The sequence below is a fragment of the Candidatus Avelusimicrobium faecicola genome (assembly GCA_900540405.1).
Lineage (GTDB): Bacteria > Elusimicrobiota > Elusimicrobia > Elusimicrobiales > Elusimicrobiaceae > Avelusimicrobium > Avelusimicrobium faecicola.
In genome coordinates this window covers 1-17,631 of record UQFW01000033.1, presented here as the reverse complement: position 1 = coordinate 17,631, position 17,631 = coordinate 1, and the positions used below count along the sequence as shown (strand labels likewise).

Genomic DNA, 17,631 nt, shown 5'->3' with positions numbered 1-17,631 from the left:
AGATAAAAAGCATACCGCGCTAATTATAGGGTCGCATTCACAGGCGGGGGGAAAACAGTAAACAATAAAAAATGGCGGGGAAAACAGATAAAAACAGTAAAAATCAGATAAAAAATACCGCCAAACGTATGTTTGGCGGTATTCCCAGTTTGTAGATGGTTTCCGGACTAGGATTCGAACCTAGAATAACTGGACCAAAACCAGTGGTGATACCGTTTCACTATCCGGAATTAAAACTTTTTCATAACCGTTTGGGGCTATGCCCTAAACTGCTCTGAAAACCCTTTTTCAGTTCTCGTTGCTACCCGTGTTGTCTTTCACTTCTGCTTGTTCAAGAATGTTTTTATCTTGGTCAGCCCCGGCGGGATGCTTAATCAGTTCGGCGTTATAGGCTTTCAAAACATTCTCTTCCAAGTATTTCCTGAATTCCTGGTTAATAGGATGGACCATATCTTTATGGGTGCCGTCGGGTAATTTGCGGGATGGCATACACAGAAATACGCCTTTTGTTCCCTCCACTACCTTCATGTTCCTTACGACGAACGAATCGTCAAAAGTGACACTGGCAAACGCTTTAAGACGGTCCTCCCCCATAAGATGTATCCGTATTTCCGTTATTTTCATCCGTCTCCCTCCGAAATGCCGAAAAGAATACTAATCTTTCTGTATTTCTTATATTATTTACCAAATCCTTGGCTTTCGTTTCGGAGTCTACCAGTGCAAAAACGGTAGAACCAGAGCCGGACATTAACACAGAGTCCGCATTTAATTTACAAAGAGCTTCTTTCGTATTCCTGACGGAATGAACACACGGAAACACACACTCTTCCAGCCTGTTAAAGAGTAAATCTTTCCAAGCCGTTAGTGGCTTCCCACATCCTATGTCTTTAATTAGTTTATTTAATTTTGAAACATTTGTCAAGCATTCTTTTTGTTCCGGCAATTTCAGCCGCGCAAACACCCCTTTGGTGGCTACCGCCGTGCAGGGGTAAACCAGCACTACAAACGGCATTTTGCCCGGGGCGTGAACCGGGGTTAAAACCTCGCCGATTCCTTCCCCTTTCATAAATGTTTCTTCATACATAAATACAGGCACGTCCGCACCTAATTCGGCGGCCAATGCCATTACGCTTTGGCGCGGTTTTTGGTAAATTTCACACAACGCGCGCAACACGCCGGCTCCGTCGGAACTTCCGCCGCCCAGGCCCGCCCCCATGGGGATACGCTTGACTAGCGTAATGTGGCACCGGGCCGTTAAGCCGAACTGCTCCAAAAACCGTTGGGCCGCTTTGTAGGCAATGTTGGTGCTGTCGCCGGATAAGTGTTGCCCCAGCGGGCCGGTAATATCCAGCGTAATGGAGGTTTCTTCGGCAGGGGAAACTTCCACCGTTAAATCGTCGCCCAAAGTCAGTTTGCCAAACAGCATAGCCAAATTGTGGTAGCCGTTGGGGCGTTTGCCGGTCACTTCCAAAAACAAATTTATTTTTGCCGGGCAGAACTGTTTGCTGGTATTAGCCATGGTGCCGCTCCGTATTATGTACTAAAGCGCCCCAGTGGTATTCTTCACTGGTTAGCAGTTCGCCGCTTTCGGCATATACTTTGCGGATGCCTTCCATCATGCCGTCCACATAAAATTCTTCCAACCGTTTTACCCCATTCGGGAAAAACGCCACCCGGTCGCCTTCCAACCTCCCGGCTTTGTAATTTTCTTGATACCACAAATTCCCGTCCGGGAAGTACAACGTCCGCTCTCCGGTCAATTTGCCGTCGGTGTAGTTTTCCCGCAGTTCCGCCTTGCCGCTGCTGTAATAAGTGGTTTTTATGCCGCTTAATTTGCCGTGGCGGTAGTTTTCTTCCTGTTTTAAGGTGCCGTCCGGGTAATATACGGCCCTGTTTCCGTGCAACAGGGAATTATCATAACTGCAATCGGCCCAAAATTTTTCGTCATTACGGTACTGGTAATAATGCGCTTCCCCTTGCAACATACCGTTTACATACATTTCGCGCGAGATAATTTCGCCGGATTCGTCATATTGCACCATTTCGCCGTTTAATTGGTTGTTTTGATAAACGGCTTCCATAACTACTTGGCCGTTTTCGTTAAATTCTTTGGCATCTCCGTCCGGAATTTGCCCCAATAGCTCCACGGTGGTTCCGTTGGAAGAAAGGGTTTCTTCGGCCACTTCTTTGCCTTGCACATAAAACGAGCGGCTGCCCTTACTGCTTTTAATAACCGTGCCCGGATATAACGAGGCTTTAGGCGCCAGCTGTGCCGGCTTGATATGGCGGCCGTGTTCGGTGCGGTCTTTTACATCAATTAATTGGCCGTCTTGGTAAAGCTCGCTGAAAGTGACGGCGTTTTCCGCCAGGTTGATAACTTCCAATACGCCGTCAATTTTCCCGTTTTTTAAGGTTTTGACGGTCTTATTAGTCACTTCAATTTGTTCCAGTTGGCCGTCGGGCAGTTTCCCGGCGGTATTGATGACGTTATGGTCTTTATCCAAATATTCTTTAGCCAGCGGCAAAGCGCGGTAATAGGTGCGGCTGTCCGGCGTGACAATGCAAATCGTTTTTTCTTTCATAACGGTTCCTTTAGGTTGTTTGAATCATTTTACATAATTAGCGGGCGCGGTGGCATAATCTGTTTTATAAGTTGACAGAGTGGGCTGTTTTTTATGTACACTATATAATAAGTATTTATTTAAGGGGGAAGTATGAGCGAAGTAATTTTAACGGATGCAAATTTTGAACAAGAAGTTTTGCAGCACAAAGGCCCCGTGATGGTGGACTTTTGGGCTACCTGGTGCGGCCCGTGCCGCATGTTGGCCCCGGTGGTGGAAGAACTGGCTAAAGAATATGAAGGCAAAGTGAAAGTATGCAAATTGAATACCGACGACGGCGCCGATACCAGCACCAAATACCGCATTACTTCCATTCCTACCATTATTTTCTTTAAGGATGGCGAAGTAAAAGGCCAAAGCGTGGGGTTGCAATCCAAAGCGGCCTTGCAGGAAAAACTCAACGCGCTTTTATAAGCGTTTCGCATAGTCTGTTTTGTTTCCGCCCGCCGCAAAAAGCGGGCGGATAAATAAAAAATCTTCCTAACTTTTCATTCCCATAAAATGATACCCGCACAAACCTTATTTTTAATTGATGCCCACGGCTTTTTGCACCGCAATTACCATGCGTTGCCTAAACTGACTACGACTTCCGGCCAGGAGGTCGGCGCGTTGTACGGGTTTGTGCGTTGGCTGACTAAATTTCTGCATGAAAAACATCCGCAATATGCGGCTGTTTGTTTTGATTCTCCGGGCGGTTGTGCCCGCCGCAAGGCGTTATTGCCGTCTTATAAAGGCACGCGCAAAAAGCCGGATGATGCGCTTATCAGCCAGTTAAATTTGGCGCGCGGATTGGTAAAAGAAATGGGTTTTGCCGTGGTAGCCAAAGACGGCATTGAGGCGGATGACTTAATGGCGTTTATCGCCCAAAGTGCCGCCAAGCAGAACTTGCACAGTGTGCTGGTCACGTCCGACAAAGACGTTTACCAATTTTTGAGTGATAAAATCAGCATTTGGCCCTCGGGCGGGAAGGACGGTTTTAAGGGGCCGGAAGCCGCCGTGGAAAAATTTGGGGTGGAAACAAAATTTCTGCCGGATTATTTTGCCATTGTGGGCGACGCGTCCGATAACATCCCCGGCATTATGGGGGTGGGCCCCAAAAGCGCGGTGGAGCTGATTAAAAAATTCGGCCACTTGCAGGATATTATCCGTGCCGCACAAAATGATGACCCGTCCTTAAAAGCGTCGGTGGCGGCCAAAATCCGGGCGCATGTGGAAGAGGCGCTCCTTTCCAAACAGTTGGTCGTGTTGGATAGCAACCTTTCCATGCCGTTTGATTTGCAGGATTACCGCATTTGCACGCCGGAACCGCGGCAGTTGGCGGATTTGTTTTCCCGCTATGAATTTAAGAATTTATTAACGTCTTTTGAGCCGGCCCAACCGCAGGAAACGCTTTTTCAAACCCAAACGCCGCTGGGCACGCTGGACGAAATTTTAGCCAAAGTGCCTTCGGCCGGGCGGCTCTTTTTGCATGTGGAAGACGAACTGTTGCTCTGCGCCACGGACGAAACTTCCTGCGCCTTAACGCCGCTTGCGGAAGTTTCTTCCGTTCAGCAGGCGGCTTTGCAAAAAATCGTTTTGGACGATACCGTTTTGAAAGTGGGCTATGACTTAAAATTAACCTTGCGCGAAGCCGGCCTGTTGCTCGGCGGCCAATATCTGCGCTGTTTTGACGGCCGCCTGGCCCGCTATTTGTTGGACCCGTCCGGCGATTTAAGTTTTTCTGCCGCGTGCGCGCATTATTTTTCCGTATTAATTGCGGGGGAAAACGCCCAGGCCCGCCTGCCGCTTTATAACCAATATATTTGGAAAATGCAAACCAAGCTGACGGACGATTTGCAAAAAAGCGGGATGTATGATTTGTTTGTAAATATGGAGCTGCCGCTCCTTTCCGTTCTGGCGGATATGGAACACCAGGGCTTGCGCGTAAACCCGGTTTGGCTGAAGGAATTTCAAGCCGTTTTACTGCAGGAAATGAACACGCTTCAGGCGCAGATAGATGCGCGGGCGGGCTACCCGGTTAATGTCAATTCGCCCAAACAATTAGGCGTGCTGTTATTTGAACAATTAAAAATTCCGCCGGTCAAAAAGACCAAGACCGGCTACTCTACCGACGAAGAAGTATTGGCGGAAATTGCCCATGTTCACCCTATTGCACAGGAAATTTTGGATTTCCGCGCCAGCAGTAAATTAAAAACAACGTATGTGGATAATTTATTATTGTTGGCGGACGAACAAAACAAGGTTCACGCTTATTTGGACCAAACCGGCACCGTCACGGGGCGGCTTTCCTGCTCTAGCCCCAATTTGCAAAATATTCCTGTCCGCACCGCCAAAGGCCGCCAACTGCGCACCGCTTTTTGCGCCGGAGAAGGCAATATGCTGTTAAGTGTGGACTATTCCCAAATTGATTTGCGGGTGTTGGCGCACGAAAGCCAAGACCCCGTTTTAACGCAATCATTTATAGACGGCGGGGATATTCACACGCAAACGGCGGCACAAGTGTTCGGCGTAATGCCGCTGATGGTGACGGACCAAATGCGCTCTAGTGCAAAAGCAATTAATTTTGGTATTATTTATGGACAGGGCCCCATGGGCCTATCCCAGGCGCTTTCTATTTCCATGCGCGAAGCCAAAGAATATATAGATAATTATTTTAAGACGTATCAGGGCGTGCGCCGGTGGATTGACGAAAATGTAGCCGCCGCCCGCGCAAACGGTTATGTAAAAACCATGTTGGGGCATATCCGTTATCTGCCCGAGTTTAATATGGGCGTGGGCGCGATGAGTTCTTTTGCCCAACGGGCCGCCATTAATACCATTGTGCAGGGCGGCTCGGCGGATATTATTAAAAAAGCCATGTTAGATATTTTCCAGGAAGTCCGTAATACTCCCGTTAAAATGGTTATGCAGGTGCATGACGAACTGATTTTTGAGGTACCCGCCGATACCTTAAAAGAAACGGCTTTATTTGTAAAAAATAAAATGCAAAATGCCGTTAAACTGCGGGTGCCGCTTTTAGCCAGTGCCAAAGCGGGTAAAAATTGGTACGAACTGGAAAAACTTGCTTTATGATACATACGGCAAAACCTTATGTAGTGGGGTTGACGGGCGGTATGGCCAGCGGCAAAAGCACTGTGTTGGCCGCTTTTAAGGAGTGTGGCGTGTTTACCGTCAGCGCGGACGATTTGGCCCGCCAAGTGCGCGCCCAAGCGCAAGTACAGGATTTTTTACGGCAGGAATTTGGCAGTGCGGACCCGGCCGTTATCGCCCGGCAGGTTTTTGCAAACCCGCAACAGCGTCAAGCGTTGGAAGCGTATATTCACCCGCTGGTATGGCAAGCGGCCCAAAAACAACTGGACTCTTGCGGCGCGCGTTGGGCCGTGTTTGAAGTGCCCCTGTTGTTTGAAAGCGGTTGGGATAAATATATGGATTTGACTTTGCTTATTTTGGCGGGGGAAGAAACCTTATCAGCGCGCCTGAAAGAACGGGGGCTTACGCGGGAAGATTATATTGTCCGCTTAAAAACCCAATGGAGCCCGGCCCAAAAAGCCGCCCGCGCGGATGTGATTTTGACGAACCGTTCTACTAAAACAGATTTGGAGCAAAAAGTGTGCCGGCTTGCCCGCGCACTGGATACTATTTATGGTTAAACAAAAAGAAGGAGTACCCATGGAAGAAAAAACAACGCCGGAAAAACCGGCCAAACCCGCCCGGGAATATACCCGCACCAAGCGGGAAGATGTAAAACCGGCCGAAACGGCCCGCCCGGCGGAAGTGCGCCGCGTTATGCACAAAACTTCTAACATTAACGCCCCGTATGCCCCCGCGCCCGAAAAACGCCAACCCAACGGCGCCAAACCGATGGATGCGCGCGAATTAAACAAATTAAGCGTGGCCGAACTGACCAAATTAGCCGTTAATTATAATATAGAAGAAACCTCCGGCCTGCGCAAACAGGCGCTTATCGGCAAAATTGTGGCTATGCAAGCTAAGCAAAACGGCTCTGTTTACGGCGGCGGCGTGTTGGAAATTTTGCCCGACGGTTTTGGCTTTTTACGCTCCGAAGAAAATAACTATTTGGCCGGGCCGGAAGACATTTATGTTTCGCCCTCCCAAATCAAACGCTTCGGCCTGCGCAAAGGCGATACCATTGAAGGTCTGATTCGCCCGCCCAAAGACAGCGAACGCTATTTTGCCATGTTGCAAGTGCAAAAAGTAAACGGGGTGGATTCTTCCCAGGTGTACAACCGCCCTCTTTTTGAAAACCTAACCCCACTCCATCCCAACAAGCGTTTCACGTTGGAAATTGACCGCACCTCTTACACCCAGCGTGTAATAGATATGATTGCGCCTATCGGCAAAGGCCAGCGCGCGCTGATTGTAGCCGCCCCCAAAACGGGTAAAACGATGATTATGCAGGCTATTGCCAATTCCATTACCACCAATTACAAAGATGCCGTGCTGATGGTTTTGCTGATTGACGAACGCCCCGAAGAAGTGACCGATATGGCCCGCAGTGTAAAAGGGGAAGTGATTGCCTCCACGTTTGACGAAGCGCCGGAACGCCATATTCAAGTGGCCGAAATGGTCATTGAAAAAGCCAAACGCTTGGCCGAACAAGGCAAAGACGTGGTTATTTTGTTGGATTCCATTACCCGCTTGGCCCGCGCGTATAACACGGTGGCGCCGTCCTCCGGGCGTGTGCTTACCGGCGGGTTGGAAGCTACCTCTTTGCAAAAGCCCAAACGCTTTTTGGGCGCCGCCCGCAATTTGGAAGAAGGCGGCTCTTTAACCATTATTGCCAGTGCGCTTGTGGAAACCGGCAGTAAAATGGACGAAGTGATTTTTGAAGAATTCAAAGGTACCGGCAACAGCGAGCTGTGCCTGGACCGCAAATTGGCCGAACGCCGCATTTTCCCGGCGGTGGATATTAACCGCAGTTCCACCCGTAAGGAAAACTTACTGCTGAGCGAAGACGAACTGAATAAAGTTTGGATTATGCGCAAAGTGCTTGCGCCGTTAAGCTCCGTGGACGCGATGAACTTACTGCTGGAAAAATTGTCGGCCACTAAATCCAATAAGGATTTCTTCAAACAAATGGAGGTAAACGCTTTTTAGCGTTTGCTCCGGCGGCGGGAAGATTTTTGTTTCCCAAAATGCCGCAATATATGGTAAAATAAACTATAAGATTTTGAAAGGAAGATAAAAAATGAAAGAAAAAATACACCCCAAATATGACTTTGTGGAAGTCACTTGCGCCTGCGGCAACAAATTTTTGACCCGCTCCACCACCAATAATTTGAAACTGGATATTTGCTCCGCCTGCCACCCGTTCTTTACCGGCAAGCAGAAACTGCTGGATACGGAAGGCCGCGTGGACAAATTCAACAAACGCTTTGCCGCTACCGCCGGTAAAACGGTAGTCCGCAAACCGAAAACGGAAGTTAAAGCCAAAGCCAAATTGGTAAAAAAAGTAGTTAAAAAAGCCGCCGCTCCTAAAAAAGCCGCTGCCAAAAAGGCTGAAACTGCCGAAGCAAAATAGCCAGGTAATTTGAAAAGAGCAGACTTCCAAACAGGGGGTCTGCTCTTTTGTTTATCCGGCTTTTTCCTGCGGGGAGAGGCGGGATAAACTTTTTATAAATACAGGAATTTTATGGATACTTCTAAATATATTGCCGAATTTAAGCAACTGGAGGCCGATTTGTCCAGCGGCTCCCTTTCCAGCACGGAGCTGGCGCAAAAATCCAAACGCCACGCTTTTTTACGCCCGATTATTGAAAAAGAGCAAGAATTAAACGCCGTGGAAAAAGCCATAGCGGACGACCGCGCCATGATTGAAGCCGGCGAAGACAAAGAACTGGTAAAAATGGCCGCCGACGAACTGGCCGAACTGGAAGCCAAACTGCCGGTACTGCAAAAAGAGTTGCGCGTGTTGGTTATTCCGCCGGACCCGAATGACGCTAAAAATATTTATTTGGAAATCCGCCCCGGTGCCGGGGGGGACGAATCGGCCCTGTTTGCCAACGAATTATTGCGCGTTTACCAGCACTTTGCGCAAACCAAAGGCTGGACGACCGAAATTTTGGAATTTACGCCCACCGGCTTAAAAGGGTGCAAATATGTAAGTATGTTTATTAAAGGGGACGGCGCGTACTCGTGGTTAAGGGACGAAGCAGGCACCCACCGCGTACAGCGCGTGCCGGATACGGAAACGGCCGGCCGCGTGCATACCTCTACTGTCACGGTAGCCATTATGCCGGAAGCCGAAGAAATTGATATTGAAATCCGCCCCGAAGATTTAATTATGGAAACCTGCCGCTCCGGCGGGGCCGGCGGCCAAAACGTCAACAAGGTGGAAACCGCCGTGCGTATCATCCACAAACCCACCGGCGTAGTAGTGGCCTGCCGCGAAGAACGCCACCAAGGCAAAAACCGCGAAAAAGCTATGGCCATGCTGCGCGCCAAACTGTACCAAATGGAAGAAGATAAGCGCAATAAAGAAATTTATGATGAGCGCAAATCCCAGGTGGGCACCGGGGACCGCTCGGAAAAAATCCGCACTTATAACTTCCCGCAAAGCCGCGTGACGGACCACCGCACCGATAAATCTTACCACAATTTATTGGAAATTATGCAGGGCAATATTGAGCCTATTTTGGAAGATTTGCGCGCGTGGCGTGTGGAACAAAAACTCAAAAATTTACAAATTTAACGGTCTTCTCCATGAAATCCATTCCTAATGTCCGGTTTTTGAAAAACATTCTCATTTTGCGCGGGGAAGGTTCCTTGGGTGATGCGTTAATTTCGTCCTGTTGCTACCGGGAAATCAAACGCACGAACCCCAAAATAAAAATCAGCGTGGCGTGTTTCGGCTCGGCATACGGGTATTTGAAAGAATTGCCGTATATTGATAAAATTTACCGCCTGCCCATTCCGCGGGTTTTGCGCCCCAACCAGCGTTGGCTTACCCTGCTGTGGTATGCGCTTAAACTGCGCCGGAAACACTTTGATTTAGTGTTGGATACTTCCTTAAAACCGTTTGCCAACTGGACGCTTTTTAAGCATATTATCGGCGGGGATAAAGTGTTAGATTATTACACCAGCCCCATTCCGTTCGGGCAAGTGCCCGGGCGGTGCGTGGACCACGAACAAGCCGTTTTGGCCCAGTTGGGGGTAGTAAAACCGAATAAATCTTACGAAATCCCGCTCCAGCCCGCCAAACTGGCCAAAAGAGATGCGTTCTTAAAACAGCATATTGCCGATTATAAAGGGAAAGGCTATATTTTGCTTAATCCGTTCGGCTCCATAGCGGCGCGCTCGCTGGATAAAATGAATATTCACCGCATTTTGAAAGAATTGGCCGCACGCACGCATTTGCCGGCCATTATCCCTTGTATGCCTTCCCAAAAAGCGCGGGCCCAGGCGTATTTACAAGGGGTGCGCCAAGGGGTGTTGTTGTACGAAACGGATAGCGTGTTTGATTTGTTTGCGTTAGTGGCCGGGGCCAAAGTGGTCATCACGCCGGATACGGCCGTGGTGCATATTGCCAGCGGCTTGCGTAAACCCACGGTGGCATTTTATAATTCTTATTCCATCGCCAACGACCCGGACAACCTGTTGGCCCGCATTATCCACACGGCGCCGGCCTCGGTCAATTTGTTTGAGTTTTCCGCCTTTGAAACGGCCCTGGCAGGCTTATTATGAGCCTGACCGTGCGGGACTCTTTAGCGCAAGCGGAGCAGGTTTTAACCCAATCCGGCTGTACGGAACCCCGCGCCAATGCGGAATTTCTGCTTGCCCACCTATTGCACACGTCCCGCACTTGGCTTACGGCCTTTGGGCAGGAGCCTTTGCCTGCGGACAAGCAACAGGCGTATGAGCGGCTGGTGGCGCGCCATGCCAACGGAGAGCCGCTAGCGTATATTACGGGGTTTCAGCCTTTTTGCAATTTGGAAATTTCCGTCACGCCGGACGTATTAATCCCGCGCCCGGAAACCGAAGAACTGGTGGATTGGGCCGCTCATTTTTTTAACCCCGCAGCCCCGCTGAAGATTTTAGATTTATGCACCGGGAGCGGCTGTATTGCGCTGGCGTTGGCGGCGCAACTGCCCCATGCGTGCGTGACGGCGGCGGATATTTCGCCCCGCGCCTTACAGGTAGCCCGCCACAATGCCGAGCGCTTAAAACTGCAAGAAAAAATCACGTTTATAGAAAGCGATTTGTGGGAAAACGTGCAAGGGGATTTTGATATTATTGTGTCTAACCCGCCATATATTCCGTCGGGGGATTTGCCCGGGCTCATGCGGGAAGTACAGGCGGAACCCGCCTTGGCGTTAGACGGCGGCCCGGACGGATTGCAACTTACCCGCCGAATTATCCGCCGCGCGGGCCGTTTTACGCACGCGGGGAGTATTTTGGGGTTGGAGCTTTGCCAAGGCCAGCCGGCCGGGGTAGCCGCCTTATTAAACGCTTTGGGGTGGCGGGCCACCGTAAAAAAAGATATATTTGGAATAGAGCGTTTTGTTTTAGCCCAAAAAATTTAATTTTTATCAGGAGTTTTTTCTTATGGACAGATTTATTATTCAGGGCGGTAAAAAATTACACGGGGTGGTGCAAACCAGCGGGAGCAAAAATGCCTCGTTGCCTATTTTGGTGGCTACGTTGCTGACGGACGAGCCTTGCACCATTCACCGCGTGCCCAACTTGCGCGACGTGCGCACCACGCTTAAAATTTTGGAATATCTGGGCAAAAAAGTGGAATATAAAAACGGTACCGCTTTAATTAGTGCCAACGGGCCGCTCAAAAATAGTTTGCCTTATGAACTGGTCAAGCAAATGCGCGCCAGTTTTTGGGTGGCGGGGCCGCTGCTCGCCCGGTTTAAGACGGCGGAAATCCCCTTGCCCGGCGGGTGTGCTATCGGCGTGCGCCCGGTGGACATCCACTTAAAAGGATTTGAAAAATTGGGGGCGCAGGCCGTCACCGCCAACGGAAACGTGGTTTTATCGGCGGATAAATTACAACCGGCCAAAATTGTGTTGCGCTTCCCCAGCGTGGGGGCCACCCAAAACCTGCTGATGTGCGCCTGTTTAATCCCCGGGGAAACGGTGTTGGAAAACGTGGCTAAAGAGCCGGAAGTGGACGACGTGATTGCGTTCCTCAACAAAATGGGGGCGGATATTACGGCGGACGCCAAAGGCAATTTAACGGTGCGCGGGAAAAGTTCCTTGCACGGGGCGGAACACAGCGTAGTGGCGGATAGGATTGAATCCGGCTCTTATATGATTGCCGCCGCCGCCACGCGCGGGGATGTGGTGGTTAATCAGTGTGTGCCGGAACACAACTCTATTTTACTGGAAGATTTGCAGGAGGCGGGTGTTCCCTTGGAAATTTCCGCCGACAGCGTACACGTTTTGCCGTACGAAGGGCGCGTAAAACCGCTGCGGATGCGCACGGCACCGTACCCGGGTTTTGCAACGGACTTGCAAGCCCCGTGGATGACCCTGATGGCCCTTTGCGACGGTGCGGCAGAAATAGACGAAGATATTTTTGAAAACCGCTTTATGCACGCGCCGGAACTGGTGCGCATGGGGGCGGATATTTTAACCGAAAAAAGTATCGCCCGCATAAACGGCGTGGAAAGTTTGTCCGGCGCGCATGTAATGGCATCTGACCTGCGGGGCGGTATGGCCCTGGTAATTGCCGGGTTGGCGGCCCGCGGCACGACGGAAATTGAGCGCGTGTATCACATAGACCGCGGCTATGAAGATTTGGAGCAAAAATTAACCGCTTTGGGGGCGGATATACGCCGTTATAACCCGGATAAAAATGAGTTTTAAGATAGTATTTGATTATATTTTAACGCGCACCGGCGTTGGGTGCGGGGCCGGATTAGACGGTTTGACGGCCCTTTTGGAGCGTTTGGGCAACCCGCAGGAGCGGTTCAAAGTCATTCATATTGCGGGCACCAACGGCAAAGGCTCCGTGGCCGCGCTGACGGCCGAAACGCTCCGCCAGGCCGGGTATAAAACCGGGCTGTTTGTTTCCCCGCATTTGTGCGACCCGTGCGAGCGCATCCAAGTAAACGCCCAAAACATTTCTAAGGCGGATTTTGCCTCCGCCGTTTTGCAGGTTTTCCAGGAAGAAGAACAAGAGCTGAATTTTTTTGAAATTTTAACCGCCGCCGCCCTCTGCCATTTTGCGCGTGCGGGGGTGGATTATGCCGTGTTGGAAACGGGCCTCGGCGGGCGCAAAGACCCCACCAATGTTTGCACCCCGGCGGCGTGTGTGATAACCTCTATCGGGCTGGACCACATGCAGCTGTTGGGCTCGTCCCTGGCGCAAATCGCGCGGGAAAAGGCCGGTATTATTAAGCCCGGCGTGCCGTGTTTTTCCGGCGCGGTCAATCCGTCCGCGCGGGAAGAAATTAAAAAAATCGCCAAAGAAAAAAACGCTCCGCTTACATTTGTGGAAGAAGGACAGCCGTTTTTTACTTATGCGTTTGATTTCCCCAATAACCAAACCATTTTACACACGGCGGACGGCCAAGAGTGGGCATTACATGCGTTGGGCCGCCGCCAGGGGCTTAATGCGTGTGTGGTGTATCAGTTGGCACAATGTTTGCATATCCCGCAAGAGGCTGTGCGCCGCGCGTTTGAAACGGTGCGCCTGCCCGGGCGTTTTGAGGTTCTGCACCGCCCCGGCCAAACCCTTATTTTGGACGGCGCCCACAATCCCCAAGCCATAGAATTATTTTTGGAATTTTTTAAGGCCACCCCGTATGCCGGCAAGGCCACCTTGCTATGTGGGTTTATGAAGGACAAAGACTATAAAAAAATGCTGTCTTTGCTTGTGCCGCATTTTAAGCAAATAGTCGTCACGGTGCCTTCGCCCACCCGCGGGGCCGGAAAAGAAGAAATTTTAGAGGCTTTGCCCAAGGGGGTAAAAGTCCGCTTTTTCAAAAATCCTTCCCGCGCGCTTACGGCGGTGAAACAGGAGCCGTATGTGGTGTGTGCGGGCTCATTTTATTTGGTGGGTTTTGTGCGCCGCAAATGGTTGCAAACGTTCCGGCCGCAGGCGGGCAAAAGCGCGCAGGAATAGCGGCGCAGTTTTGCTTGACATCTCCGTCGTATTGTGGTTAAATTTAGTATATATATTTTTTACCTTGTAGGATAACCCCATGGCATTTGAAACTGAATTTGACGGTCAAACAGATTTTTCGGATTTTTTGGAACGTTTCCGTATGCAGGAAATCCCGGCATCGGACGGCGCTTCTGCCAAAAGTTCTTACGACGGTAAAAAACAATTAAATGCCGTTTCCCGCCAGGCCCAGTATGATAAATCTTTTGAAAAACTGGAAGCCAAAATACACGAGCTGGAAGAACGCTTTGAAGCCTCTGCCGCCCAAAATGACAAAATTTTAAGTGAGCTTGCCTTAACCCGCCAGGCCATGGAAAAGCAAAAAGATAAAGATGCTTTTGTGGCCGGGCTGGCGGAAACCATTAACAACTTAAAAGCCAGTGTGGAAACGCTTTCCCGCGCGCAGACGGCCCGCGTGCTGGGCTTTGACCAAGCGCCGGAAGTAAACCGCGGCTTTGACGATAAAGCCCCGGCTTTTGTGCCTGCCCAAGTGCCGCAGGAAGCGCCCCAAACGCAAGAAAAAGAACGCCTGGAGCGCGAAGAAAAAGAACGCCTGATTAGCAGTTTGCACCAAAAGGCATCCCAATTAAAAGCCGTCAACAGCGCGTTGGACCGTGAAATTAAAAAAGTCCAGCAGGAAAAAATGGAAGCGCTCAAAAAATCGGCCGAGCAAGCCAAAGAAATCCTTTCTTTGCGCGAACAATTAACCGCCGCCGAAGAACGCTTCAAATCGTTTGATTTTGAAGGCCGCATTATTTCCGTTAAACAGCAATATCAACAAAAGGTAAGCAGTTTGGAAACCCAACTGCATGAAATTTCCAACGTATGTATGAAACAAGTGGAGGAAATTGAATCCTTAAAAGCGGAAAACTTAAAACTGCACAATATCGCTAACGAAAAGGCAGAGCTTACCGCCCAGTACGAGGCCAAAACTAAGGAATTGGAAACCTTGCGTGCCTCTATGGCCAGTATGGAAGAAGCCCACGCGGGGGAAGCCAAAAAACAGCTTTCTATTTTCGGTTCGCGTATTCAAACCCTGGAACAGGAACGGGACACGTTGGCCGCTAAATTGGAGGAAGTCCAACAGCGGTTGGATACGGTCTTGCGGGAAAAACAAACCTTGGAAGCCAATTTTAAGGAATTGTTAGAAAAAATCAACCGCAACGATGCCGTCATTGAAGAACTCAAACAAAAAATTGAGGTATTAACGGCCGAAAATGTCCACCTGACGGACGAACGCACCGCCTTGCAAACAGCCAATGCGGATTTGTCCCGCCGGGCGGACGAACTCAGCAAAAATAACGAGGCGCTACTGAAAAATCAAGCCGCTTTAGCCGGAGTGAACGAGGAATTAGCCCGCAAAACGCAGGAATTAAACCAAGCCAGCGAGGCTTTGTTGCGGGAGCAACAGGCCCATGCGGATTTATCCCGCCGGGCGGACGCGCTCAATGAAAATAACGAAGCGCTACTGAAAAAACAAGCCGCTTTGGCCGGGGTAAGCGAGGAACTATCCCGCAAAACGCAGGAATTAAACCAAGCCAACGAGGCCCTGTTGCGGGAACAAACGGCGCATGCGGATTTATCCCGCCGGGCAGACGAACTCAATGAAAATAACGAAGCCTTGCGTAAAAACCAGGCCGCTTTAGCCGGGGTGAACGAGGAGCTTTCCCGCAAAACGCAGGAATTAAACCAAGCCAACGAGGCCCTGTTGCGGGAACAAACCGCTTTATCGCGCGAAAAAGACTCTCTGTCCCGCCAAAAAGAAAACTGGACCAAAGAACGCGAATTGTTAGAACACCAAAAACAAATGTTGGTGCAAGAAAAAGAGCTGTTAATCAAACAGAAAAAAGAATTGGAACAGGAAAAAGAATCTTTAGCCCGGGAAAACAAAGCCTTGCGTGCCCAGCCGTCCCACAAGCCGGAGGCCCCGGTGGCGCCCATGGTGCATTTGCCTAAAAGCCCGGCCCCCGCTAAGCTGGTGGCTCCGGCCGTTCCGCTGAATGAAACCCCGGTGGAAGTAAAGGAAACGCTAAAGCCCAAAGTGCGCAGTGAGGAAGACTTGCCGGAAATTAAAGTGGCTAAACCCATGGCGCAAGATGATTTTGGCCCCGGCGGAGATTTTTTGGAAAAAACAGATAGTTTTATAGGCCGGATGAAATGGTCTATCTTCCGGGAAGACAAATAACCGTTTTTTGTATAAAAGCCTGATGATAAGTCAGGCTTTTTATAAGGAGTTTTTAGTATGCAAGTTTTGAAAGTAGCCGTATTATACGGCGGAAAATCTACCGAGCATGAAGTTTCCGTGCATAGTGCGCAAACGGTGTGCCGTTTGTTAAGCGCCCAGCCGGAAAAATATATTGTTTATCCCATTTTTATCAGCCGTTGCGGCCAGTGGTTCTTGCAAAAATCGTGCAGTGAACAAACCCCGCAAGATACCCCCATTACGCCGGTTATCCGCCCGGACGCGCATTTTGCCGCGCTGGACGGTTCCAACCCATGGAAAGTGGACGCGGTGTTCCCGGTGTTGCACGGCTCTAACGGGGAAGACGGCGTGGTGCAGGGCCTTTTGGAAAGTATGGACGTGCCCTATGTGGGGTGCGGGGTGTTGGCCTCCGCGATGGGCATGGATAAAGAAATTGCCAAATTGGTGGCCGCGCATTACGGGGTGCCCACCTTGCCGTACCGCATTTTAACCCGCGCGCAAGATTACAACAAGGCCGAACTGGAAGCCTGGGCCGCCCAACAGGGCTACCCGGTGTTTGTTAAACCGTTGTGCTTGGGCTCCTCCGTTGGCGTGAGCAAAGTGACGGACGGCGCGCAACTGCACAAAGCGGTGGCGTTTGCTTTGGAATTTGACACCCGGATTATGGTGGAAAAAGGCGTGGACCGCGCCCGCGAAATTTTCTGCGCGTTGTACGGCCGGGGGAGTGCGGTGGAGTCTTCCGCCTGCGGAGAGCTAAAAATGCTCACCCATGAATTTTTTGATTATGAAGCCAAATACCTGGTGCAAGGCGGGTGCGAAACGCGCGTGCCGGCGGAAATCCCGCAAGATACGCAGGCGGCCATGAAGAAAGATGCCCAAACCGTATTTACCGCGCTGCGCGGGAGCGGGCTTGCCCGGGTGGATTTTTTGCTCGGCAAAGACGGCAAATATTATTTTTCCGAAATTAACACCCTGCCCGGCATGAGCGAAACCAGCCTTTTCCCGCAGCTTTTTGAAGCCAGCGGCCGCGTGTATACGGATATTTTAGACGGGCTCATCAGCCAGGCGTTGGAAACCCGGCAGGAAAAAGACTCGTTGGCCTTAAAACGGTAATTATGCGCAAATTAAAAAATGCTTTTTTGAACTTAAACCCTTGGCTGAAGTTTATTTTAATCTTCTGCCTGTTGGGGGCTTTGGTAAACGCATTTTTATTGGCCGGAGATGTGCGTTCCGGCGGGCTTTTACTGCGCTTGCATTTAGGTTTTTTTATTTTGTATGCGGCGCAGGTAGTATTTATTTTGTGGGGGGAACGCATGGTGGGGGTGCTGTCCCTGTTGCAGGCGCTGTTAGCTCTGTGCAGTAATGCGGATTATACGTTTTCCCTGTTGGTGCGGTTTGTGGGGCGGATGTATTATACTTCCCACGTTTTAACCGTGCAGGAAATCAGCGTATATAAATATGTGTTTGTATCGGCCTGTTTTACGCTGGAGCTGTTCAAAACTTACCTGATGTTTGCCCTGTTGCCTGCCCCCCAAAAGGCAACCGCGGACTTAAAAACTACCCAACCTTAATTCCCGGCGGCTTGTCCGCCCGGCAGGAGCCTGCTATGGTTGATAAAATCAAAATCCGCGGTGCGCGGGTGCATAATCTCAAAAATATAGATGTAGATA

Annotated in this window: 15 protein-coding genes, 1 tRNA gene and 1 pseudogene; 13 read left to right on the top strand and 4 right to left on the bottom strand. The window is 50.2% G+C overall.

Going from position 1 to position 17,631, the window contains the following annotated elements; translation table 11 throughout:
* Positions 1–156: 156 nt before the first annotated feature.
* From ACQY18_RS04340 to ACQY18_RS04325, 4 genes are all read right to left on the bottom strand, one after another.
* Positions 157–230, bottom strand: a tRNA-Gln gene (locus ACQY18_RS04340).
* Positions 231–288: 58 nt separating this feature from the next.
* Positions 289–594 (bottom strand): septation protein SpoVG family protein, encoded by a 306-nt coding sequence (locus ACQY18_RS04335; protein ID WP_428038987.1) that lies wholly within the window; start codon positions 592–594, stop codon positions 289–291.
* The gene (ispE, locus tag ACQY18_RS04330; protein ID WP_428038986.1) at positions 575–1,519 is read right to left on the bottom strand and encodes a 4-(cytidine 5'-diphospho)-2-C-methyl-D-erythritol kinase; all 945 of its coding nucleotides are present in this window, start codon (positions 1,517–1,519) and stop codon (positions 575–577) included. Before ispE ends, ACQY18_RS04335 begins: the two co-directional genes overlap by 20 nt.
* Positions 1,512–2,582, bottom strand: coding sequence for a toxin-antitoxin system YwqK family antitoxin (locus ACQY18_RS04325; RefSeq protein WP_428038985.1), 1,071 nt, complete (start codon positions 2,580–2,582; stop codon positions 1,512–1,514). The genes ispE and ACQY18_RS04325 overlap by 8 nt, the downstream gene beginning before the upstream one ends.
* A 132-nt stretch (positions 2,583–2,714) precedes the next feature.
* Between ACQY18_RS04325 and trxA the strand changes: the two genes are divergently transcribed.
* The 13 genes and pseudogenes from trxA (at position 2,715) to ACQY18_RS04260 (ending at position 17,532) form a co-directional block, all read left to right on the top strand.
* The gene (gene trxA, locus ACQY18_RS04320; protein ID WP_176777100.1) at positions 2,715–3,035 is read left to right on the top strand and encodes a thioredoxin; all 321 of its coding nucleotides are present in this window, start codon (positions 2,715–2,717) and stop codon (positions 3,033–3,035) included.
* An 87-nt stretch (positions 3,036–3,122) separates the two neighbouring features.
* Positions 3,123–5,693, top strand: coding sequence for a DNA polymerase I (gene polA, locus ACQY18_RS04315; RefSeq protein WP_428038984.1), 2,571 nt, complete (start codon positions 3,123–3,125; stop codon positions 5,691–5,693).
* Positions 5,690–6,271, top strand: coding sequence for a dephospho-CoA kinase (gene coaE, locus ACQY18_RS04310; protein WP_428038983.1), 582 nt, complete (start codon positions 5,690–5,692; stop codon positions 6,269–6,271). Before polA ends, coaE begins: the two co-directional genes overlap by 4 nt.
* A 211-nt stretch (positions 6,272–6,482) precedes the next feature.
* Positions 6,483–7,739 (top strand): transcription termination factor Rho, encoded by a 1,257-nt coding sequence (rho, locus tag ACQY18_RS04305; protein ID WP_176777112.1) that lies wholly within the window; start codon positions 6,483–6,485, stop codon positions 7,737–7,739.
* A 91-nt stretch (positions 7,740–7,830) separates the two neighbouring features.
* Positions 7,831–8,037, top strand: a pseudogene (gene rpmE, locus ACQY18_RS04300) (50S ribosomal protein L31); the annotation flags it as partial.
* A gap of 237 nt (positions 8,038–8,274) precedes the next feature.
* Entirely contained in the window at positions 8,275–9,333 is a 1,059-nt protein-coding gene (gene prfA, locus ACQY18_RS04295) for a peptide chain release factor 1 (protein ID WP_176777096.1), read from the top strand.
* A 38-nt stretch (positions 9,334–9,371) separates the two neighbouring features.
* Positions 9,372–10,325 (top strand): glycosyltransferase family 9 protein, encoded by a 954-nt coding sequence (locus ACQY18_RS04290; RefSeq protein WP_428038982.1) that lies wholly within the window; start codon positions 9,372–9,374, stop codon positions 10,323–10,325.
* Positions 10,322–11,164 carry a peptide chain release factor N(5)-glutamine methyltransferase gene (gene prmC, locus ACQY18_RS04285; RefSeq protein WP_428038981.1) on the top strand — a complete coding sequence of 281 codons (843 nt, stop codon included), beginning with the start codon at positions 10,322–10,324 and terminating at the stop codon, positions 11,162–11,164. The genes ACQY18_RS04290 and prmC overlap by 4 nt, the downstream gene beginning before the upstream one ends.
* A gap of 22 nt (positions 11,165–11,186) precedes the next feature.
* Positions 11,187–12,458 carry a UDP-N-acetylglucosamine 1-carboxyvinyltransferase gene (gene murA / locus ACQY18_RS04280; RefSeq protein WP_176777093.1) on the top strand — a complete coding sequence of 424 codons (1,272 nt, stop codon included), beginning with the start codon at positions 11,187–11,189 and terminating at the stop codon, positions 12,456–12,458.
* The gene (locus ACQY18_RS04275; protein ID WP_428038980.1) at positions 12,448–13,719 is read left to right on the top strand and encodes a bifunctional folylpolyglutamate synthase/dihydrofolate synthase; all 1,272 of its coding nucleotides are present in this window, start codon (positions 12,448–12,450) and stop codon (positions 13,717–13,719) included. The genes murA and ACQY18_RS04275 overlap by 11 nt, the downstream gene beginning before the upstream one ends.
* A gap of 79 nt (positions 13,720–13,798) precedes the next feature.
* Positions 13,799–15,943 carry a hypothetical protein gene (locus tag ACQY18_RS04270; protein ID WP_428038979.1) on the top strand — a complete coding sequence of 715 codons (2,145 nt, stop codon included), beginning with the start codon at positions 13,799–13,801 and terminating at the stop codon, positions 15,941–15,943.
* 57 nt (positions 15,944–16,000) lie between these two features.
* Positions 16,001–17,074, top strand: coding sequence for a D-alanine--D-alanine ligase family protein (locus tag ACQY18_RS04265; RefSeq protein ID WP_428038978.1), 1,074 nt, complete (start codon positions 16,001–16,003; stop codon positions 17,072–17,074).
* 2 nt (positions 17,075–17,076) lie between these two features.
* Positions 17,077–17,532, top strand: a complete 456-nt coding sequence (locus tag ACQY18_RS04260; RefSeq protein ID WP_428038977.1) for a hypothetical protein — start codon at positions 17,077–17,079, stop codon at positions 17,530–17,532.
* Positions 17,533–17,631: the final 99 nt, after the last annotated feature.